Source organism: Streptococcus mitis (genome assembly GCF_008763935.1).
In the GTDB taxonomy this organism is placed as follows: domain Bacteria; phylum Bacillota; class Bacilli; order Lactobacillales; family Streptococcaceae; genus Streptococcus; species Streptococcus mitis_DB.
In genome coordinates, this window is sequence record NZ_VTQF01000009.1 from 20,326 (window position 1) to 41,568 (window position 21,243).

At 39.9% G+C, this 21,243-nt stretch carries 20 protein-coding genes, 1 pseudogene and 1 other annotated feature; of the genes and pseudogenes, 2 read left to right on the forward strand and 19 right to left on the reverse strand.

Translation table 11 applies throughout. The features are described from left to right. Positions 1–108: 108 nt before the first annotated feature. Together F9B91_RS11665 and F9B91_RS10080 are read left to right on the forward strand one after the other, a co-directional pair. Positions 109–409, forward strand: a pseudogene (locus tag F9B91_RS11665) (Xaa-Pro dipeptidyl-peptidase); the annotation flags it as partial. After that, entirely contained in the window at positions 406–876 is a 471-nt protein-coding gene (locus tag F9B91_RS10080) for an arginine repressor (protein ID WP_001043026.1), read from the forward strand. The pseudogene F9B91_RS11665 and the gene F9B91_RS10080, both read left to right, overlap by 4 nt. Positions 877–919: 43 nt before the next feature. Here the strand turns inward: F9B91_RS10080 and F9B91_RS10085 are convergent, their stop codons facing one another. From F9B91_RS10085 to F9B91_RS11340, 19 genes are all read right to left on the reverse strand, one after another. After that, complete coding sequence (locus tag F9B91_RS10085) at positions 920–1,078, reverse strand: hypothetical protein (protein ID WP_001808548.1); 159 nt, start codon at positions 1,076–1,078, stop codon at positions 920–922. Between the two features lie 9 nt (positions 1,079–1,087). Continuing rightward, positions 1,088–2,398, reverse strand: coding sequence for a GTPase ObgE (gene obgE / locus F9B91_RS10090; RefSeq protein WP_049543536.1), 1,311 nt, complete (start codon positions 2,396–2,398; stop codon positions 1,088–1,090). Between the two features lie 63 nt (positions 2,399–2,461). Next, positions 2,462–2,596 (reverse strand): DUF4044 domain-containing protein, encoded by a 135-nt coding sequence (locus F9B91_RS10095; protein ID WP_000863859.1) that lies wholly within the window; start codon positions 2,594–2,596, stop codon positions 2,462–2,464. 58 nt (positions 2,597–2,654) lie between these two features. After that, complete coding sequence (locus F9B91_RS10100; RefSeq protein ID WP_162489588.1) at positions 2,655–2,846, reverse strand: PspC domain-containing protein; 192 nt, start codon at positions 2,844–2,846, stop codon at positions 2,655–2,657. 14 nt (positions 2,847–2,860) lie between these two features. Then, positions 2,861–4,186, reverse strand: a complete 1,326-nt coding sequence (locus tag F9B91_RS10105; RefSeq protein ID WP_150923217.1) for a glycosyltransferase family 4 protein — start codon at positions 4,184–4,186, stop codon at positions 2,861–2,863. Between the two features lie 15 nt (positions 4,187–4,201). After that, on the reverse strand, positions 4,202–5,245 hold the full coding sequence (gene cpoA, locus F9B91_RS10110) for an alpha-galactosylglucosyldiacylglycerol synthase (RefSeq protein ID WP_225306618.1): 1,044 nt from the start codon (positions 5,243–5,245) through the stop codon (positions 4,202–4,204). 115 nt (positions 5,246–5,360) lie between these two features. Then, complete coding sequence (locus tag F9B91_RS10115) at positions 5,361–5,690, reverse strand: metal-sulfur cluster assembly factor (RefSeq protein ID WP_000331925.1); 330 nt, start codon at positions 5,688–5,690, stop codon at positions 5,361–5,363. Positions 5,691–5,704: 14 nt separating this feature from the next. Next, positions 5,705–6,814: an RNA polymerase sigma factor RpoD gene (gene rpoD, locus F9B91_RS10120; RefSeq protein WP_045611498.1), complete on the reverse strand. Its 1,110-nt coding sequence runs from the start codon at positions 6,812–6,814 to the stop codon at positions 5,705–5,707. Between the two features lie 2 nt (positions 6,815–6,816). Continuing rightward, positions 6,817–8,577, reverse strand: a complete 1,761-nt coding sequence (dnaG, locus tag F9B91_RS10125; protein ID WP_150923218.1) for a DNA primase — start codon at positions 8,575–8,577, stop codon at positions 6,817–6,819. A gap of 89 nt (positions 8,578–8,666) precedes the next feature. After that, positions 8,667–9,425 (reverse strand): ABC transporter ATP-binding protein, encoded by a 759-nt coding sequence (locus tag F9B91_RS10130; RefSeq protein ID WP_020901797.1) that lies wholly within the window; start codon positions 9,423–9,425, stop codon positions 8,667–8,669. Continuing rightward, positions 9,422–10,288: an ABC transporter permease gene (locus tag F9B91_RS10135; RefSeq protein WP_004254625.1), complete on the reverse strand. Its 867-nt coding sequence runs from the start codon at positions 10,286–10,288 to the stop codon at positions 9,422–9,424. The genes F9B91_RS10130 and F9B91_RS10135 overlap by 4 nt, the downstream gene beginning before the upstream one ends. A gap of 75 nt (positions 10,289–10,363) precedes the next feature. Continuing rightward, a complete protein-coding gene (trpX, locus tag F9B91_RS10140; RefSeq protein ID WP_000792146.1) occupies positions 10,364–11,359 on the reverse strand; it encodes a tryptophan ABC transporter substrate-binding protein in 996 nt (331 codons plus the stop codon). 111 nt (positions 11,360–11,470) lie between these two features. Next, positions 11,471–11,688, reverse strand: a binding site (T-box leader). A gap of 95 nt (positions 11,689–11,783) precedes the next feature. Further along, entirely contained in the window at positions 11,784–14,480 is a 2,697-nt protein-coding gene (gene ppc, locus F9B91_RS10145) for a phosphoenolpyruvate carboxylase (protein WP_084927603.1), read from the reverse strand. Between the two features lie 24 nt (positions 14,481–14,504). Continuing rightward, positions 14,505–15,728: a cell division peptidoglycan polymerase FtsW gene (gene ftsW, locus F9B91_RS10150; protein WP_033684998.1), complete on the reverse strand. Its 1,224-nt coding sequence runs from the start codon at positions 15,726–15,728 to the stop codon at positions 14,505–14,507. A gap of 160 nt (positions 15,729–15,888) precedes the next feature. Next, complete coding sequence (prsA, locus tag F9B91_RS10155; protein WP_004254642.1) at positions 15,889–16,827, reverse strand: peptidylprolyl isomerase PrsA; 939 nt, start codon at positions 16,825–16,827, stop codon at positions 15,889–15,891. A 66-nt stretch (positions 16,828–16,893) separates the two neighbouring features. Then, entirely contained in the window at positions 16,894–17,607 is a 714-nt protein-coding gene (locus F9B91_RS10160) for an O-methyltransferase (RefSeq protein ID WP_150923219.1), read from the reverse strand. A 1-nt stretch (position 17,608) separates the two neighbouring features. Further along, positions 17,609–19,411 (reverse strand): oligoendopeptidase F, encoded by a 1,803-nt coding sequence (pepF, locus tag F9B91_RS10165; protein WP_150923220.1) that lies wholly within the window; start codon positions 19,409–19,411, stop codon positions 17,609–17,611. A gap of 18 nt (positions 19,412–19,429) precedes the next feature. Beyond that, positions 19,430–20,383, reverse strand: a complete 954-nt coding sequence (locus tag F9B91_RS10170; protein WP_150923221.1) for a competence protein CoiA — start codon at positions 20,381–20,383, stop codon at positions 19,430–19,432. A gap of 275 nt (positions 20,384–20,658) precedes the next feature. Beyond that, positions 20,659–21,243 (reverse strand): DUF1542 domain-containing protein (locus tag F9B91_RS11340; RefSeq protein ID WP_191962446.1); only part of this gene is annotated, 585 nt, incomplete at its 5' end.

Genomic DNA, 21,243 nt, shown 5'->3' on the forward strand with positions numbered 1-21,243 from the left:
AACTTCAATCCCAATATGGGCTTATGATAGGTCTACACGGGAGCTTAGACAAAAGATACTAAGACCCTAACCAACATATGTACTCATTAATAACACTCGCTACCACTCCACATGTTGGACAATCTCTGTGAATTGACATTAATCGTAAATTCACAACAAGTCGTGACAAAAGGCTACCCTAATTGAATGATTTACTGTTAGTAGAGGACACCAATGTAGATAAACGGATAGATACCCAATTCATCTACACCCAACTAGTGACAAGTTAAAAGAAGGAGATTTCCTCCGTATAGTTCTCTATACTACTGACTTTGAAATCATCATACGTGACAATACCGCTTACCACTCGACTGACGTTCTCGTTCAGTCCACGCTTTCTGTACCTTGTACAAGGAGTAATATTTTATGAATAAATCTGAACACCGACACCAACTCATACGAGCTCTTGTAACTAAAAACAAGATTCATACTCAAGCTGAGCTACAAGCTCTTCTTGCTGATAATGATATTCAAGTTACACAAGCTACACTTTCGAGAGATATTAAAAGTATGAACCTCTCAAAAGTACGTGAAGAAGATAACTCTTACTACGTGCTCAATACAGGTTCTATCTCAAAATGGGAGAAACGTCTCGAAATTTATATGGAAGATGCTCTTGTCTTGATGCGCCCAGTTCAACACCAAGTCCTGCTAAAAACCCTTCCTGGACTTGCTCAATCCTTTGGTTCTATCATTGATGCTTTGAGCTTCCCTGACGCTATCGCTACTCTCTGTGGAGATGATGTCTGTCTCGTCATCTGCGAAGATGCAGAAGCTGCTCAAAAATGCTTTGAAGAACTGAAAAAATTCGCTCCACCATTTTTCTTTGAAGAATAACAAAATTCCGTGTCTCATGTGGCACGGAATTTTGTAATATTCTTTACTGAGATGGATTCTCTTTTTTAGTTCGTGCTAATCTCAGGGCACGATTTGGATTGAGACGATTAAACAGTTCTTCCAATTTCTTTTCATTCCAAACGTCTGCGGCAGAAACAAAATTGCCATCCGCATCTCGGAAAGATATCGGTTTATCTCCCATATCAATCTCCTAGTCTACAAATTCAAACTCAAATTTACCAATTCGGACCAAGTCACCATCTTTAGCACCACGCGCACGAAGGGCTTCATCAACCCCCATACCACGTAATTGACGGGCAAATTTCATGACTGATTCGTCACGATCAAAGTTGGTCATATTAAAGAGTTTCATGAGTTTTTCACCAGAAAGTACCCATGTCGCATCGTCATCACGACTAATTTCAAAGGCTTTTTCTTCCTCATCAAATCCATAGTAAGCTTCTTCTTCCATATCTGACTCGTCGTAGAGCAAGAATTCTGGTGTCTTGTCTAACAATTCAGCTGTAGCATCCAAAAGTGTAGCCAGACCTTGCTTGGTCAAACCAGATATTGGGAAGATAGCTGGTAACTCTTCAAATTCATCATAGTTTTCAGCTAATTTTTTCTTGAATTCTTCAAGATTTTCCTGACTCTCAGGCATATCCATCTTATTGGCTACAATAATCTGTGGACGCTCCATGAGACGAAGATTGTATGACTCCAGCTCTTTATTGATGGCAAGATAATCCTCATATGGATCACGGCCTTCGCTAGCTGACATATCAATGATATGGAGGATGACACGTGTACGTTCGATATGACGGAGGAACTGGGTTCCCAGACCGACACCTTGACTAGCCCCTTCAATCAAACCTGGCAGATCGGCTACTGCAAAGGATTCACCTGATTGGGTGCGAACCATACCTAGATTTGGTACAATGGTCGTAAAGTGGTAGGCACCGATTTTTGGTTTAGCAGATGTAATAACACTTAAAAGAGTTGATTTCCCTACAGATGGGAAACCTACTAAACCAACATCTGCCAAGATTTTTAGTTCCAATTGTAACTCACGTTCCTGACCTGGTTCTCCATTTTCAGAGATTTCAGGTGCAGGATTTTTTGGTGTCGCAAAGCGGATATTTCCACGTCCACCGCGACCTCCGTGAGCAACGATAAATTCTTGCCCGTGTTCTATCAAATCTGTCAAAACCTTGCCAGTCTCTGCATCACGAACAGTCGTACCTTGTGGCACTCGAACTCTAAGGTCATCAGCACCACGACCATGCATCCCTTTGGTCATCCCTTTTTCACCAGAATCAGCCTTGAAATGACGATTGTAGCGGAAATCCATCAAGGTACGCAAACCTTCGTCTACAACGAAGACCACATTTCCTCCACGACCACCGTCACCACCCCAAGGACCCCCATTAGGGACATATTTTTCACGGCGAAAGGCAACCATACCATCGCCACCATTACCAGCCTTGACCTTAATCTTGGCTGTATCTAAAAACATACTCATTTTTTCTTCTCACTTTAAAAAAGGGCTGGGAAATCCCAGTCACTAAATTTTCTTGTATCTATTTTATAGATTACTGAGGGCACCAATTGCAGTTGCAAAAATTCCCAATAAACTTGCTACTAGCATGATAATCACGATAAACAAGGTTATTTTCTCAAACATAGTTTTTTTACGATTTCCATTATCTCCAAATGCCATTTTTATCTCCTTCGTTACATTCTATTTTCTATTATCTTAGCATGAATTGAGCTAGTTTTCAATAGTCAGTTGCTACAGGTGCAATAATCCATAAAATGATATAAGCTACAATTCCTGCCCCATAACAAAATGCAAGAACACCCCATATTACACGAACAATAGTCGGATCAATATCAAAATAATTTGCGACCCCAGCACATACTCCAGCAATTTTTTGATCACTACCACTTCTCATCAATTGTTTTTTCATAGCTATTCCTCTTTCTATTCTTCACTGTCTTTCCAATAATCTCTGATGCTGATTAACTGTGTTTTTGAAGCCCTCAGCATTCGTCTAGAGCCTTTTACAGGCACAGCAACCACCTGTTGCGGTAAATACAAAACTGTCTTAAAGATACGCTGGCTGACCGTATCATCTTTTGCTAAATCTTTCTGGAAGTTATTTGAAATAATGGCATCCAAATAAAACTCATGCACTCGTTTTCCAAAGTTCTCAGCTGAAATCTCGTACAATTTCTCTGATAAGGTATACTCATCCATATCTGGCGTTGCAATCAGGGCCTCCAGAATAGCTCCAGCCAAATCATGTTCACCGTAATACAAGGTTCCAAACATTTTATCACTGATAAGATTGTCCAGATAAGGATTTCCATGTGCAATGACAGGCGTCCCACTAGCCAAACTTTCCAAGTAGGTCAAGCCTTGGGTTTCACTTGTCGATGCCGAGATGAAGAAATCTGCCGCCTTATAGTAAAGAGCGGTCTCACTAGGAGCAATCATCCCTGTAAAGACAACGGAGTCTTGAATCTCTAGTTTCTGGGCTTGCTCTTTGAGGTCATTCAGATAAGGGCCATCCCCAGCAACTACCAGTTTAACCTTGTCTTCCTCTTTCAGAACATCAGCAAAGGCTGCTAATACTGCTTGAATATTTTTTTCATAGGAAATTCTGGAAAGACTCAGCAACATCTGTTCATCAGCTTGAATCCCTAGTTTACTACGTAGTTCTTTCAGATTTTCTTGCTTGATTTCTGGACGTTCAAACTTGGCTAATTCAATCCCAGTAGGAATGACACGTTTTTCGACCTTGACCTTATAGTCAGATAGCAAGTCACGGACAATCTCACTAGGACAAATGACTCCATCTACATCATGTAAAAAACCTCTAACCAAATACTTGACCATACTAGGACGAATCAACATCCCCTTGGCAATATAATGCACATAGTCTTCGTATTGGGTGTGATAGGTATGGATGACTGGAATCTTCAATTCACGCGCAATCCAAATCCCCAACAGGCCAAGAGAAAATTCTGTCTGAGTGTGGATAATATCCAGTTGATATTGTTTAGCAATTTCAAGCGCCTTGCTGAAACCTCGATAGGCAAAGCGGCGATCCTTAAAAGCAAAGAAAGGAACACTTGGAATGCGGATAATTTGCCAATCTTCGTAGCGATTGACATCCTTATCTGTCGTCGTAAAGATAAAAACAGCGTGCCCCTGCTTTTCAAGTTCGGTTTTCAAGGTTCGAATACTGGTCGCAACACCTGAAACCTGAGGAAAATAGGTATCTGTAAATAAACCAATTCGCATAGATTACCTCACTTTTTACTTTCTCCCTAAAGCGGCTTGTTTCTCATAAAAGTCCAACCAGATTTGTAACAGATGCTCTTCAGAATACTCTCTAGAAATATTCTTAGCTTTTTCTTTCAAATCTTTTAAAGCAGCAGGATTCGCTTGATATTCCAGAATAGCTTCTTTCATCTCTTCTCTGTCTGCTGTAGCCCGATAATCTCCCTCCAAAATTACCTTATAAAGATCTAAATCACGCAACATAATCGGAGCTTCACAACTGGCAGCCTCTAAAATCGTCATCGGAAAGAGCTCATTATAACTAGGAAGCAAGAAAAGATTCGCTAGGGCATACAATTCTCGCATCCGCTCTGGCGATACAATACCTGGAAAAATCAAATTTTTAGGTGGATTCTCCATGATTTTCTTGTAACGTTCATAACCATCTGTCATACCACCAAAAGAGAAACCACCTGCCCAGATAAAGGTAATTTGCGGCAATTCCTCAGCCAGACGGATAAAATCGTCAATCCCTTTGCGTTTCTGAACTTGACCAGCACCTACTACGATAAACTGATTGTCACTAAGACCTAGCTCTGTACGCAGTCTCGCTACCTCTTCTTGCGGAAGAGGATGCCATTTTTCCTTGTTTACAAAGTTAGGAATATAGGTCACTTTTTCACGTGGAATACCAGCTGCCACCAAATCCTCGATAAACATAGGATTGACCACCACCAAATGCTCCATCCGGTTGTAAAAAGAAAATACATAGCGTTTCACAATTCCCTTTAAGAAAAATGGAATTTTTAAACTCCCCTCAAGTGTATCAGGCAAGAAGTGCACATAGCCAATTTTCCTTCCTGAGCGTTTCTTTTGGAAGGTTGATAAATAATAGGGTAAATCAATTGTATGAAAGTGAGTCACATCTGCCTCGATTGGAAGATTTTCTGTAACAATCAATTGGTCCTTTGCATCACGGTGAAGAAGACGAACTAATTCACGGTAGGCACCTGAAACTCCTTGTCCTGCTACTTTCTCACTTGAACTCAACATATTGATGCGTAATTTCTTTTTTTCCATAACTACTATTATATCATTTTCTTTGAATAAAATCAGCAAAAGAAAGGAGAGACTAGAGGAAAAGAAGAGGAAATTTCCTCGCTTTTCCAATAATCTCTCACATGTGTTTATATGTTTACTTAATGCCTAGGGCAATGCGTGCATAGCGACTCATTTTTTCAACAGTCCAGGCTGGATACCAGACTAATTTAACCTCAGTATCCGTTACTTCTGGAACCTCTGTCATAGCATCATAAATCTGGTCTGTCAAAAGGTCTGCTAGAGGACAACCCATGGTTGTCAAAGTCATATCAATCTCTGTTTGTCCTGTGTCACCGTCAAAACGAATTTCATAGATCAAACCAAGATTGACAATATCGATTCCCAACTCAGGGTCAATAACTTCTTCCAAGGCTGATAAAATTCGTGTTTTGATGTTTTCAATTTGCTCTTCTGTATAAGCCATATTCATCCTCACTCTTAGTCTTCAATAAAATCACGAAGCGGTTTGCTGCGACTTGGTTGGCGTAGTTTTCTCAAAGCTTTAGCTTCAATCTGACGGATACGCTCGCGAGTCACGTTAAAGACTTTACCAACATCTTCAAGGGTACGCATTTTACCATCATCTAGCCCAAAACGCAGACGCAAAACATTTTCTTCACGGTCTGTAAGAGTATCCAAGACCTCATCCAACTGCTCACGCAAGACAATACGAGTTGTATAGTCCACTGGATTTTCAATCACTTCATCTTCGATAAAGTCCCCAAGGTGGCTATCATCCTCTTCACCGATTGGAGTTTCAAGGGATACCGGTTCTTGGGCAATCTTCAAGATTTCACGAACCTTATCAGGTGTCATATCCATTCGTTCAGCGATTTGTTCTGGTGTTGGATCTTGCCCCAATTCTTGAAGAAGGTTACGCTGTTCACGAACAAGCTTGTTAATCGTTTCAACCATGTGGACTGGGATACGAATAGTACGAGCTTGATCCGCAATAGCACGAGTGATAGCCTGACGAATCCACCAAGTTGCGTAAGTTGAGAACTTAAATCCTTTAGAATAGTCAAACTTGTCAACCGCCTTCATTAAGCCCATGTTCCCTTCTTGAATCAAGTCAAGGAACTGCATACCACGGCCGACATAGCGTTTAGCAATAGAAACAACCAAACGAAGGTTGGCTTCCGCAAGACGTTGTTTGGCTTCGATATCACCCGCTTCAACAGCTAGTGCCAATTCTTTTTCCTCTTCATTGGTCAAGAGAGGAACGACTCCGATTTCTTTCAAGTACATACGAACAGGGTCATTGACCTTAGCCGAAGTTGACCCAATCAAGTCCTCATCGCTGAGTTCTGGTTCTTCTTCAGAGCTAAGAACACGAGCACTCGGATTTCCTTCGTTATCTGTGATAGAAATTCCTGCATCCTGAATTCGTTGCAAGAGATCTTCAATTCCATCAGCATCCAAGGTAAAAGGAATCACCAGACTTGCATTAATTTCATCATCAGTTGCTGTCCCTTTTTGTTTATGATTACGGATAAATTCTGCTACTTGTACGTCAAATGTTGTTACTTCTTTTTGTTTTGTTGCCATTATTACTCCATTCTTCTCTTTTGGGAAATTAAACGTTCCAATTCTTCTAAGGCTGTGTCTGTATCTCCTACATGGCTAGCTTCCTGCACCTTCTTTTTGATTCTCATATTGTCCTGATTCAAGAGAGCCTTGTTTCGAGTCATTTCTACTTCACTAAGTTCCTGAGGTGACATCTCAGATGGTAAATCCTGAGCTAAAACTTGATACCATGCTCTTTCAACTTCCTCTGTCTGCTCCGCTAGAACTTCTGGAGGAAGATTTCCATACTGGCCAAGCAAGTCATATAAAACCTGAAATTCAGGAGTGTCAAATGCAAAGTCTTCTCGCAAACGGTAATCATTCAAAACAAGGGGAGATTCCATCATTCGATAAAGTAGATGGGCTTCTGCCCTCATAATAGCCGATAACTGCTTGGTGACAGGCATAGTGATTGGCATCGGTCTGGAAATTCCTTCCATACGATTCTGCCTTTGCGCCTGACGACTCTCATTAACAATCTGCTCAATCTGGGCATAATCAAAGGACGCCAGACTGTCAGCTAAAATATGTATATAGCTGTTTTGAGCAGTGATGGACTTTTCTTGAACAATCAAGGGAGCTATTTTTTCAATAAACTCAATCTGTGCCTGCAGATTTTCACTGTTTTCAGGCTTATACTGATGAATGTAAAACTCAATCGGACTAATACGAGTTTTCGTTAACAGATAGGCCAAGTCTTCTGGTCCATTTTTTTGTAGATACTCATCTGGATCCAAGTTATCAGGCATACTAACGATTTGCACAGGCATATCGCCAATTTCATCTAAGGCTTTCAATGTCGCAGCTTGCCCAGCCTTATCGCCATCGTAAACAAGAATCAACTTCTTGGTTAATCTTTTCAGATGCTCAACATGCTCACGACTTAAAGCTGTTCCCATAGAGGCTACAGCATTTTCAATTCCAGCCCGATAGGCTGCAATGACATCCATGAACCCTTCCATGAGGTAAATCTCACCGGCTTTACCAGAAGATTTTTTTGCCCTATCCATATGATATAATTCGTAACTTTTGTTAAAAATTGCAGTCGATCGGCTATTTTTATACTTAGAAGTTTGTGAATCCGTTTTCTGCCAGATACGACCTGAGAAGGCAATGACCTTTCCTTGATCATTTGTCAGGGGAAACATAATCCGATTGTGAAAGGTGTCTACAAATTGATTGGCATCCGAGAGGTAAAATAATCCTGAATCTAGGAAATCCTCTTCACGATACTGACCAGACAAACGTTGATAGAGATAGTTTCGTTCTGGAGGTGCTAAACCAATCCGAAAATGCTTGAGGACTTCATCTGTCAAACCACGCTGATAGAGGTAATTTCTGGCCTCTTCCCCCATGGTCGTTGTCATGAGAATAGCATGATAAAATTTGGCAGCATCTTCGTGCATATCATAAAGAGCTTGGTGAGGCGAGGCTGGCTTCTGCTCACTATAAAGCGGTTTTTCCACCTCTATCCCAACACGCTGACCTAAAATTTGGACAGCCTCCATAAAGGGAACTCCTTGGTACTCCTCGATGAACTTAAAGACGTCACCTGATCGACCACAACCAAAACAGTGGTAAAACTGTTTGTCCTCTACAACGTTGAAAGAAGGTGTTTTTTCACCATGAAAAGGACAGAGCCCTAGATAGTTCCGTCCTGCCTTTTGTAAAGAAATCACATCTCCTATGACTTCCACAATGTTGGCATTGTTTTTGATTTCTTCAATGACTTGTTTGTCAACCATACACAATACCTCCATGTTATCATAGTTTACTTTATATAGTATACTTTATTTCAGAAAAAAAGTAAACCATTTCACTCATTTTCCCTACTTTATTCAAAGAGTTGATAATAATCAGAGATTTTCATTTTTGCTTTTTCTTCTTGGTTCAAATCTTGGATAATTCGTCCTTCTTTCATGACAATCAAGCGATTGCCATATTTGAGAGCATCTTCCATATGGTGGGTAATCATAAGCGCTGTCAGCTGATCTTTCTTGACAAATTCATCTGTCAACTCCATGAGTGCGACACTGGTCTTTGGATCAAGGGCTGCAGTATGCTCGTCTAACAAGAGTAATTCTGGACGCTTCAAGGTTGCCATCAAGAGACTCAAAGCCTGTCTTTGTCCACCAGATAAGAACTCAATTGGTGTATTCAAGTGTTTCTCAAGACCGTTTCCCACTTTTTCAATAGTTGCCTGAAACTCATCCTTATAGCTAGCCAGACGTCTCGGAAACAGTCCACGCTTTTCACCACGAAACTTGGCAATCAAAAGATTTTCAGCGACCGTCATACGAGGAGCTGTCCCCATCTTGGGATCTTGGAAGACTCGAGACAGATACTTAGCTCGCTTTTCTGGCGAAAACTTGGTAACATCTTCACCCAAAATACGGATGGTTCCACTGGTTAATGACAAAGTTCCTGCAATAGTGTTAAAGAGGGTTGATTTCCCAGCTCCATTTCCACCTAAAATCGTGATGAAATCCTGTTCAAAAATTTCTAAGGAAACATCATTTAAAATAATCTTTTCTTCATCAAAGCCATTTTTAACGACTTTGGTTGCATTTTTTAATTCTACAATTGCTGTCATTTGCTTAATTTGGCTCCTTTCAAGATTGTTTGCTTAAATGTTGGAATCATGAGGCAGACTGCTAAAATCACGGCACTGTACAAACGAAGGTAACTTGTATTAAAGCCAAGCGCAATAACTGCCCACACTAAAAATTGATAGGCGATAGAACCTACAACGATGGTAATCAGACGTTCTGCCAAGCTCAAACTCTTGAAGATAACTTCTCCAATAATCAAACTTGCAAGCCCCACAACGATCACCCCGATTCCTCGAGATACATCGGCATAGCCTTCTTGCTGGGCAATAAGAGCCCCTGCAAGGGCAATCACACCATTTGATAAGACCAAGCCCATGAGCTCCATGCGTCCAGTATGAATCCCGAAACTTCTAGCCATATCAGGATTGTCACCTGTAGCAATATAGGCTTGTCCGAGTTTGGTGTCCAAGAAAAAGAGCATGAGAGCAATGACAAGACTGACAAAGATAAGACCTGTCAAGAGTTGGTTCAAGTCTGAATCAAAAGGCAAGACATCCTGAATTTGCTTGGTTCCAAGCAATCCTAAATTTGCACGTCCCATAATCAAGAGCATGATAGAGTGACAAGAAGTCATCACCAAAATCCCTGAGAGCAAGGTTGGGATCTTCCCTTTTGTATAAAGAAGGCCTGCTGCCATTCCAGCCAAACAACCTGCTCCTACAGCAACAAGAGTCGCTAAAAATGGGTTCACGCCTTTCGTTATCAGAGTAACAGCAACAGCTCCCCCAAGAGGGAAGGAACCTTCTGTCGTCATATCTGGAAAGTTCAAAATCCTAAATGTCATAAAGATTCCCAGACCTAAAATAGCCCAGACAAATCCTTGAGAAATAATAGATAATATCATCTGTTTCTTAACCTTTTCTAAACGATTTCTTTTGTAAAAAATTGGAGGAGATGTCCCCAACTCCTCCATTACAGATTATTCAATCACTTGTCCTGCTTCTTTTAGAACAGATTCAGGAATCGTAATACCTAGCTCTTGTGCCAATTTTTTGTTGATTACTGACTTACCAGTTGAAAAGACATTGACTGGTGTATCAGCTGGTTTTGCACCTTTCAAGACTTCCGCAATCATTTTACCAGTTGCCACACCAAGGTCGTGTTGGTCAACTACAACTGATGCCAAACCACCAGCTTCTACCATGGCAGTTGCACTTGGGTAGATTGGTTTTTTAGCTGATTGGTTGCTTGATACAACTGTTGAAAAAGCTGATGCAATTGTGTTATCAATTGGAACCCAGATAGCGTCGACCTTGCTAGTCATAACATTAACTGTTGAAGCAATTTCATTTGTTGAAGGAACTGCAAATGTTTCCACTGTCAAACCTGCTTTTTCAGCATAAGCCTTAAATTCTTCAACCTGTGTTTTTGAATTGTCTTCGCTACTTGAGTAAAGGGCTCCGATTGTTTTTACATTTGGTGTAAGAGCCTTAATGAGTTCAACTTGTTGTTGAGCTGGATTGTGGTCAGACACCCCTGTAATGTTGCCACCTGGTTTTTTCAAATCTTTGACCAAGTTAGCACCAATTGGGTCTGTAATAGCAGCCATGATAACCGGTAGGTCTTTTGTGGCACTAGCCAAACCTTGAGCAGCTGGTGTTGCAATACCAACCACAAGGTCATTCCCATTTGCAACCAATTGTTTACTCATTGTCGCAACCTTACTTTGGTCACCTTCTGAGTTCATAAAGTCAATCTTCAACTGATCATCTTTATAGCCTTCCTCAGCAAGTCCATCTTGTATCCCTTTATAAATCAAATCAAGAGATGGATGGCTCACAAACTGAAGAACACCAACTTTGGCAACTTTCTTCTCATTCTTAGCTTCTGGTTTATTCATTGAAGAGTAAATCAAGCTTCCTGCTACTAAGACTGCTAATGCAGCGATAATTCCAATTAAACGTTTATTTTTCATTCTATTTCTCCTTTTTATTCCTTTAAAATACTTCACTTATCTAAACAAGCGACGCCATCGTCTTCTTTCCATACTAACCTCCATCAAAAAAGTCCTCACACAAAAAACTTGTGTGAGGACGTCAATACGCGGTGCCACCTCAATTATAGGGAATTTCCCTATCGCTCTGTCTCGCAATAACGAGATGCACTGTAAGGTGTGCTCACCGAATTTTTATGATTTCAAATTCTAAATAACATTCAGCCCAATTTTCATCATCATCACTTATCTGTTTTCAGCTACCACAGACTCTCTAAAAAGTTTGTATGATTACTTTTCTGAATGGTTAAATTATATCATTTTTCAACTACTTGTCAAGACTCTTTTAGCATTTTTTTGAAATATCAAAAACTCCCCCTATTGAAAAGAGGAAGTTTGATAGGTATCAACCTGAATTACGCAATCCTGTCGCAATTCCGTTGATGGTTGTATGGATTAATTTTTCTTGATCGCTTGATAATTCTCCTCGGCGTTGACGTTTAATCAACTCCAACTGGATATAGTTAAGGATATTAAAGTAAGGCATACGGTAATCCAAACTTGCTTTTAGATATGGATTTTCAGCCAAGAGTTCATCATAACCTTCGATAGCCAAGATAACTTCCTTGGTGACTTGCCATTCATTTAGAATAGTCTCATAGATTGCTTTTACTTCTTCATCCTCACACAATTTGGCATATTCAAAAGCAATGTTCATATTTGATTTTGACAAGACCATATCAACATTTGAAAGGAGCGATTGGAAGAAAGGCCAATTTTGGTACATATCTCGTAAGATAGCAATATTCTCTGGATTTTTATCGATAAATTCCTTGAAGCTTGAACCAACTCCATACCATCCAGGGAACATGACGCGACTTTGCGACCATGAGAATACCCAAGGGATAGCTCGCAAACCACCGATTTCAGTAATAGTCTTACGAGCGGCTGGACGAGAACCAATATTAAAGCTTGAAATAGCCTTGATTGGACTTGACTCGAAGAAATAATCATAGAAATGATCATTACCAAAGACCAAATCACGGTAGATATCGTAACTACGGTCCACCACTTGGTCCATAATAGCTTCATAACGATTTGAGGTGTTGGTATCGCTCTTCTTCTGAGTAATCATACGGTTAATGGCTGCGGATACTAGCATTTCAAGGTTATAGTAAGCTGCGTCTTTATTACCGTATTTATTCCCAATTACTTCACCCTGCTCCGTCAAGCGGATACGATCCTTAATAGACTTGAGCGGTTGAGAGGTGATGGCTTCATAGGTTGGTCCACCACCACGACCGACAGTACCACCACGGCCGTGGAAGAAGGTAACCTTAACGCCAAATTCATCTCCAATAGCAGTCAATTGTTGTTGAGCCTTGTAGAGGGTCCAACATGATGATAGGTAACCACCATCTTTATTACTGTCAGAGTAGCCCAACATGATTTCTTGATAGTTATTGCGTGAAGCAATCCATTTCTTGGCAAGAGGAAGAGAAAGATATTCTCTCATGGTTTCTTCTGAATGGTCCAAGTCCTCGATTGTTTCAAAGAGAGGTACAATTTGAACACGGGCTCTTTCTTTATCAACTAACCCTACTTCTTTTAGCAAGATAGCCAATTCCAACATGTCTGATACGCTGGTTGCATGTGAAATGATGGTCTGACGAATGACATCATCTCCCAACTTATCTTTCAACTTACGGGCAGCCTTAAAGATTGCTAATTCTTTTTCAAGTAACTCTGATTTTTCAACATGAGTGGCAGAAAGAATACGCGGATCTTCTTCCAATTCTTTCAAGAGAAGCTGGCATTTTTCTTCTTCACCTAGTTCACTATAATGCGAATGAATACCAGCTGATTTCAAGAGTTCAGCTACACAGGCTTCATGAACACTAGAATCTTGACGCATGTCAATAGATGCCAAATAGAAACCAAAAATTTCAACTGCCTGAATTAACTCAACAAAATCACCAGAAATCAGTGCTTCGCCCTTATTTTCTAAAAGGGAATCACGAATAGTAATTAAATCCTTATAAAAATCATTAGCTGTTTCATAGCGAGCCCCAACTTCCTTATCCTCAATCAGATAGGTTTTTGTTGCTTGGATTTTTGATTGAATATCAAACAAGGCACGACGGTAAAGCTCTTTTTCACGATAAATCGAGTTATCCTTGGATTGACGAGCCATTTCTCTGACTTGCTTGCTCACATTGACAATACTGGTTGAGAGAGAGAATTCACGATAAAGTTGGTAAATCTTTTCATCATAGTAGTTCATGATGACTTCACACTGAGTCATAGCAGATTGTTTCAAGGTATCTGCTGTAACAAAGGGATTCCCATCACGGTCTCCACCAATCCACATTCCCATGGTAATTGGTTTAGGATGTTTTAACTCCAAGCCATGTTTTTTAGCCAGACGCTTGTACTCAGCAGTCAAATGAGGAACTGCCTTCAGGAATGAACTATTGTAGTATTCCATAACATTCGTGATTTCATTGGTTACTTTCAATTTCTTTTCACGAATCATGTCTGTCTGCATGATAATCTCAATGTAACGACGGAGATCATTATGCCATTTTTCCTTATTAATCAAGCCTAATTTCACATCACGATACTTACGCAAAAGGGTATGGATATGATTGGTCAAATCCAGCATACTCTTACGTTGTACTTGTGTTGGATGGGCAGTCAAAACAGGGACAACATTCAAGTGTTCTAGAATTTCAACCGCATTTTCTTTTTCTGCAACCATTTTGATCGTTGCCGATAATTTCCCAAGATAATCTTGATCGATATTATTTTGGTGGTTGATTTCATAGGCCAAATCCACATCTTCTGAAATATTAATCAAGAGAGGCAAGATAGAGAAATAGCGTGAAATATAAGCCATTTCATCATTTGACAGACTCGTAACCAATTGGTTCAAGCCTTGATAATCTTCTTGAGTTGATAATTCTTTCAACTCCATGATTTTTGCAAAAGTCTCTGGGGCAAGCATATTTTTAGTGATATCTTCTAACAATTCTGTTAAAATCAATACTTCTTCTTGCACGACAGCTTTATTACTATAGTTTTCTAATTTTTGAAGAGACATAGGTAATCCTTTCCACTATCAACTCTACATATAGTTTGATGAGTGAGCTTCTAACTCCTCATATAATTGGGCACGTTTTTCACTTGCATCAATATTTAAGACAAAGGCGATGGCTACAGACAAGACTAGGAGACTGTTCCCTCCTTGTGATAAGAAGGGGAAGGTTACTCCTGTCGAAGGAATAATGCCCGAAATTCCGCCAATATTAACAAATACCTGTACCAGCATCATCCCCCCAACCCCAATCGCCATCATGGAATTAAAGGGATTCTTAGCACGAATACCGACTAGGATAATCCGCAAAATCAGGAAAAAGACAAGGGCTAAAATCAAGCTGGCTCCCACAAATCCAAACTCTTCAATGACAATTGAAAATACAAAGTCTGTATGAGCCTCTGGTAAATAACCACGTTTTTCGATTGAATTTCCTAATCCTAGACCAAACCAACCACCATTTACCATGGCAAAGTAGGAATTTGCAAGTTGGTGGCCTGCTCCTGCCAAATCAGCAAAGGGATTAAAGTAGGCACTGAAACGCTTAGCAACGTAACCAAATACTGGAACTTTTGAAAACTTATCAACCCCAATCATAGAAATAGCTGATAAGGATAGGGCTGAAACTCCAAACAATACACCGATAAAGACTATAAACCAACGATGAGCAATCCCACTAACTGTATACATAATCAAGGCGACCAGCGCTAGGATTGTAGCATTCCCCAAATCTGGGAAAATAGCCAAACTTCCTATCATTACCAAGAGGACAAAACGCCAATCATTAAAAGCTCGAGGAATCCATTGATTTTGAGTTAAAACTTGAAAATCGTAAATACCAATTTCATCCTGTTGTTTTGAAAAACGTTGGGCCAAGTACCAGACGATGATAATCTTCAAATACTCCGCTGGCTGAATGGTCAAAGGTCCTACTGAAATCCAACCATAGGCTCCATTGACTGGCGTACCAATTAAGCGAGCCAGAGCTAAGAGAATCAGCTCAACAAACATAACAATAAATAAAAGTCGTTCTTTTCTTAAAAAATTCAGTTTCAGCTTATATATCAAGGCAATCAATATTAAACTAAATATCCAAAACATTCCCTGACTTCGAACCAATTGGAGGGCACTTTTACCTTCTTCGATAAGAATGGCACTGGTTGTAGAATAGACTACAATCAAACCCAAAATAGATAAAAGTAAGTAAGGAACTAGAATAGAATAGTTTAACAGGTGCCTCTTACTAATCTTCATAGTATCACCAATCTAATGAGAACAAAAGAAATTATTCCCAAATTCCGTTTATTTTCTAGTTTTGATTGCTATTATACCATTTTTTCCGAAAGAAAAAAACTCTTACCCTTAAGATAGAAGATTTTCTCATAAGAAAAAGAGCACTTGGCTCTTTTCTGTTTTATTCTTTTGAAGAACTGCTTGAGCTTGAATCTCCACCACCGATGTATTGAGTGAAGATATTTTGGAAGGCTTGATCTTTAACCTTGATATTGGCTGCTTGCAATTCTTTTCCGATAATACTTTGAACAAATGATGCGTCGTTTTGTTTTTGAGTTAAGATAACAGTTTTTAATTTTTCTTTGTAATCGTCAATATTAGATGATTTTTCTGTTTTCTTAATCAGTTTAACAATGTAATATTGACTGCTGTAGGCTTGTGTTCCAGTAACGCTAATCACATCAGAAACACCGTTTACATCTAAAGCAAAAGCAGCTTTTTTAACTTGTTCTGGTACTTCTGTTGAAGCAGAATCAAAAGTGATTTCTCCACCATTCGCTTTAGTTTTCTCATCTGTTGAATTATCTTTGGCTAATTGAGCAAAGTCTGCATCACTAGCTTTAGCTTTTTCAAGAATTTCTTTAGCTTTGTCTTCATTGTCCAAACGGATAATTTGAGCAGTCACATCAGGAGTGTATTCGTCAAAGGCCTTCTTGTAAGCATCATCTGTCAATTCAGCTTCTGCTGCTTTCTTAACTGCCAACTCAACCAATTTACTTGTACGAATTTGAGCTTTACGTGTTTCAAGAGTCATTCCTGCTTGCGATAAGACACGTTGGTAGTTCTCACCATATTGTTTCTCTTCTTCGGCAATAGTATCGTTGACTTCTTTGTCATCTACTTCTGAGCCATATTGCTTCTCAAATACTTTTTGGATGGTCATGTTCAACAATACTTGTTGAGCTGAAGGATTGCTTTTCACTTGCTCATAAAATTGATGTTCTGTGATGACATCCCCTTTCATGCTGATAAGATCTGCCCCTTCTGAACCTTTCGAACAAGCTGCTAAAGTTGCTACTGATAATAGTGTAATGGCACCTGCCAATAGTTTTTTCTTCATGTCTACTCCTTTGAGATAAGTGTTACCCTATCTATTTTACTATATTTTCTTAAATTTTTCTGAAAATCATTCGCTGTCAGGCAATTGAACATCTGCTACATTTTTACGAAGCATGAGGATGCCGTCACCCAGAGGTACTAATGTTGCGGTGAGGCCTGGATTGTCTAAGGTTACATCAAATAGTCTTTGAAGTCCTCTGTAAATAGTTCGCTGGCCACGACGGACTTCCATAATATCCTTGGCAACATCACCACCTTGGAAAATATCATCCAAGACAACCACACCTCCAACGTCCAAATGTTTGAAGATTTCTGGCAGAAAGACGATGTATTTAGACTTGGCAGAATCCATAAAGACGAAATCATACGACTCTGTCAAGGTAGATAAGACATCTACCGCATCTCCTTCTAGGAGCGTAATTTGCTTGCGACTGTCAAACTGGGCGAAATTTTTCTTGGCAAATCCAATCATCTCTGGATTGCGGTCAATGGTTGTAATCTTGGCATTTGGTGCATGTTCCGCCATCAAGAGGGCTGAAAAACCGATAGCCGTCCCAATTTCCAGAATGTTTTTAGGTTGTATGGTTTCCATGAGAAAACGGAAATAAGCTACCGTTTCATGGGGAATAATGGGAATATTTTCCTTGCGGGCAAAGTCTTCCAATTCTTTCAAAGATCCTGTGACTTTCTTTTGGCGCTGACGCATCAAGTCCACAATTTCTTCCTTGACGACAGGGCGACGCATGTTATGGTTGGCATTTTTACTATACGATTCAACCATCTTATGCCAATCCCAATTTTTCAACAAGGGCTTCAAACTCATTCAAACGACGTTCAAAGACTGCAAAGGCATCGTTGAGATAGTCTTCCTTCTCCATATCAACACCAGCTTTTCTCATGACATTAAGTGGATAGTCAGACTTACCTGCCTTGAGGTAGTCGATATAGCGGTCACGGTCTTCTTGACTACCATGGACAATTTTTTCAGCCAGAGCTGAAGCTGCTGCAAATCCTGTTGAATATTGATAGACATAATAGTTATAGTAGAAGTGTGGAATGCGAGCCCACTCGTATTGGATTTCAGGATTGTCTTCCTTACTCAAACCATAATACTCTTGGTTCAAGTCTGCGTAGAGTTTATTTAGGAAATCACTTGTCAAGACTTCACCATTTTGATCCGCTTGGTGAATCGCGTGTTCAAACTCAGCAAATTGAGTTTGGCGGAAAACTGTTCCACGGAAACCGTCTAGGAAGTTATTGAGAATAGCAAAGCGCGTTGCGTCGTCTTCCACTTCTTCCAATAATTTCTCCGTCAAGATATTTTCATTGGTAGTTGATGCAATCTCAGCCAAGAAGATAGAATAATCCCCGTAAACATAAGGCTGAGTTTCGCGAGTATAGCTAGAATGCATACTGTGACCTGTTTCATGAACAAGAGTAAAGAGATTGTCCAGATTGTCCTGCCAGTTAAGGAGCATAAAGGCATTGGTATCGTAAGAACCACCAGAATAGGCACCTGAACGCTTGCCTTGGTTTTCGTAAACATCAATCCAACGCTCGCTGAAGGCACGTTTAACACGGCTCAAGTAATCCTCACCCAATACTGCCAAGGCATCTTCTGCTTTTTTCAAGGCTTCTTGGTAGGTAAAACTATATTCAACAGATGAAAGTGGTGTATAGACATCGTACATCTTGAGGTCAGAAATCCCCAAAATCTTTGAACGCAGCTCAAGGTAACGATGTAAGAGTGGCAAATGCTTGCGAACTGCTGCTACCAAATTGTCATAAACACTCTCTGGAACAAAATTGGCCGCTAGGGCTGCATGACGCGCACTCTTGTAGTTGCGAACTTTGGCACGGTAGTTTTGAACCTTAACATTGGTTTGCAAGGTTTTGGCATAGGTATGTTGGAATTGTTCATAAGTCGCATAAAGAGCTTGATAAGCACCACGACGCACCTCACGATTTTTAGACTCCATCAAACGTGTGTAAGTCCCATGAGATAGCTGAACTTCCTTACCATCATCGTCAAGAACATAAGGGAACACAATATCCGCATTGTCCAAGATAGCGAAGGTTTCACTTGCCGAACCAAAGATTTCCCCAGCTCCAGCTAATAATTCTTCTTCACGTTGTGAAAGAACGTGTTCCTTGCCTTGCAAAAGCTTGTCAAAATAGTGTTGATAAAACTGCAATTTTGGTTGAGCTTCTAAAAAGTCAGCATACTGCTTTTCACTAATCTCCATAAATTCAGGTTCATAGAATGAAAAGGCTTGGTCTAGCTGGCTGTAGAGTGTCATGGCCTTGGCATAGTACTCTTGGTACTTGGCTTCACGGGTGTCCTGATCATTTTTCATATGAGCATAGACGTAAAGCTTCTCCATCTGGCGTTCCATTTCAAGAGAAAATTCAGTAATTTCTAGTAGGCTATCCGCACTATCCAAGAGATGGCCTTCATACTGGGCTACTGTCTCCAATTGTTCTGTTAAATCTTTTAAGGCTTCTTCCCAAGCCTGGTCAGTTGGGTAAATCGTTGATAGATCCCATGTATCTTTTTCATTTATTTCATTTCTTTGTAATACCATTAGATTCCTCCATCCTTTCTATTTTACCATATTTTTCAAGAAATATTGCTGATAAAAGGCTGGTGGATAAAGCTTTTGCCAATCATTTTGAGGATTTTGTTGATAATAGGTTTGAAAATACTGATAATAGCGAATCAAATCTTGCTCAATTTGGCAAAAATCACCTACTAGTGGTCGAATTTGTGGATACCATTCTTTTAGTCCATAAGTCAGGAGATTTTCTCCCTTCTGATAGGCTTCTGCTTGTTCTTTCATCCAAAAAGGATTTTGATAATACAGTTGTTGCCGGATATAGCGACAGATGTCCTTATCCTCAGAAACTGTAAAATGAGATATTTTTTGTTTCTTATAGGGAAGACGTAATATCTCCAGTAGACTACCGTGATCATAGGGAAATTCCTTAATCTGATAATGAAGTTTACCTCGGAGATCTTGGTGAATCAGGTATTTGAGTCTTAAAACTTGCTTTTCACTGTCTAATTCCCAAACATAAAATCCCATGTTGTGACTGAAATAGAGAAACCCTTGTTGCAGACGGGTCAAACGGTCCTTGAGCCAAAGTTTTTCCCCCAGCAACCACAGTACTTGGTAACCCTGACTACGATAGCCCTCACTTCGCTCTTTAAGAAGTTTTTGCGGCAAGGGACTACACTGAACTTCTAGAGCAAGATGACCATTTACAAATACATCCGCAATCTGTTTAAGCTCTGGAAGCGGGTATTCTAATTGCACCTCTGCCTCTTTTTCCAACCAGTGATAAAGGACTTCCTTATTTTTCATATGTTCTGGACTTTCATTTTCAGAGGAAAAATCACAGTCTTTTAAGGTTTTGTGGGCAAAATGGGGCCGGACACTTGGTCCTTGACGCAAACGGAGCTGACCTCCACAAGCTGGGCAGGTGTAAGCTTGCTTCTCAAGTTTATCCTCTAACACATTTACCAGCTTTCCCCTAGCATCTCTCGCAACAAACATGATTTCCCTCCTTTTCTATATTATTCGTAAAAATTAATAATCGTATTTTTAATTATCGAAGATGTGAACTAAGAGATTAGGAAAGTCAAATTAATTTCTAACAATGCTTCAGAAGTCATGTCCTACTATTCCAGTTTCGATACTTTATATAATTGACAAAGAAACAAAATCTCCTAGCAATCAATGGACTACTAGGAGATTTTTTAAAAAATTCTATATAATCTATAAAATCAAATACAAATTTTACTAAAAGATTAGATTAGTTCATATATAAATTATACTTCTTCATCTTCTTTACGACGACGGCCTACAAGACCTAGACCAAGTACTGCACTTGCTGCAGCTGCTACCATAGCTACTGTAGGGTTTGCTGTACCTGTATTTGGAAGTTGTCGATCTTTATTTATTGTAGTTTCAGATATTGGAGTTCTATCTGGTATTTCATCAGCACTGCCGTCATAAGCCGGCTTAGCTGGTGTTTCTTCTGAAATACCATTCACACTTCCTATATATTCTGCAGTTTGTGGTGTAATACCGTTGCCTGCGCTATCTGTACTACTTGTGCCTACTGTTGGGGTTACAGCTTCAATTGCTGCTATACCGTCTGTTTGAGCTGTTGCTACTCCTGCATTGTCAGTTGCTGCGTCAATTGCTTGATTTGCTTTTGTTGCTGCGTCTTGTGCTGCTTGTTTAGCCGCATCTTTTTCTTCTTTCGTTGCGTTTGGAGTACCTTCAAGTGCTGTTAATTTTTCTGCTAATTTTTTCGCTACTTCAGCTTTAGCCGCTGCTTTAACTGCTACTGTTGGGGTTACAGCTTCAATTGCTGCTATACCGTCTGTTTGAGCTGTTGCTACTCCTGC

Coding starts and splice junctions, on each gene's coding strand:
- F9B91_RS10080 (WP_001043026.1), top strand. CDS start 406: ATGAATAAATCTGAACACCGACACCAACTCATACGAGCTCTTGTAACT.
- F9B91_RS10085 (WP_001808548.1), bottom strand. CDS start 1,078: ATGGGAGATAAACCGATATCTTTCCGAGATGCGGATGGCAATTTTGTT.
- obgE (WP_049543536.1), bottom strand. CDS start 2,398: ATGAGTATGTTTTTAGATACAGCCAAGATTAAGGTCAAGGCTGGTAAT.
- F9B91_RS10095 (WP_000863859.1), bottom strand. CDS start 2,596: ATGGCATTTGGAGATAATGGAAATCGTAAAAAAACTATGTTTGAGAAA.
- F9B91_RS10100 (WP_162489588.1), bottom strand. CDS start 2,846: ATGAAAAAACAATTGATGAGAAGTGGTAGTGATCAAAAAATTGCTGGA.
- F9B91_RS10105 (WP_150923217.1), bottom strand. CDS start 4,186: ATGCGAATTGGTTTATTTACAGATACCTATTTTCCTCAGGTTTCAGGT.
- cpoA (WP_225306618.1), bottom strand. CDS start 5,245: ATGGAAAAAAAGAAATTACGCATCAATATGTTGAGTTCAAGTGAGAAA.
- F9B91_RS10115 (WP_000331925.1), bottom strand. CDS start 5,690: ATGGCTTATACAGAAGAGCAAATTGAAAACATCAAAACACGAATTTTA.
- rpoD (WP_045611498.1), bottom strand. CDS start 6,814: ATGGCAACAAAACAAAAAGAAGTAACAACATTTGACGTACAAGTAGCA.
- dnaG (WP_150923218.1), bottom strand. CDS start 8,577: ATGGTTGACAAACAAGTCATTGAAGAAATCAAAAACAATGCCAACATT.
- F9B91_RS10130 (WP_020901797.1), bottom strand. CDS start 9,425: ATGACAGCAATTGTAGAATTAAAAAATGCAACCAAAGTCGTTAAAAAT.
- F9B91_RS10135 (WP_004254625.1), bottom strand. CDS start 10,288: ATGATATTATCTATTATTTCTCAAGGATTTGTCTGGGCTATTTTAGGT.
- trpX (WP_000792146.1), bottom strand. CDS start 11,359: ATGAAAAATAAACGTTTAATTGGAATTATCGCTGCATTAGCAGTCTTA.
- ppc (WP_084927603.1), bottom strand. CDS start 14,480: ATGTCTCTTCAAAAATTAGAAAACTATAGTAATAAAGCTGTCGTGCAA.
- ftsW (WP_033684998.1), bottom strand. CDS start 15,728: ATGAAGATTAGTAAGAGGCACCTGTTAAACTATTCTATTCTAGTTCCT.
- prsA (WP_004254642.1), bottom strand. CDS start 16,827: ATGAAGAAAAAACTATTGGCAGGTGCCATTACACTATTATCAGTAGCA.
- F9B91_RS10160 (WP_150923219.1), bottom strand. CDS start 17,607: ATGGTTGAATCGTATAGTAAAAATGCCAACCATAACATGCGTCGCCCT.
- pepF (WP_150923220.1), bottom strand. CDS start 19,411: ATGGTATTACAAAGAAATGAAATAAATGAAAAAGATACATGGGATCTA.
- F9B91_RS10170 (WP_150923221.1), bottom strand. CDS start 20,383: ATGTTTGTTGCGAGAGATGCTAGGGGAAAGCTGGTAAATGTGTTAGAG.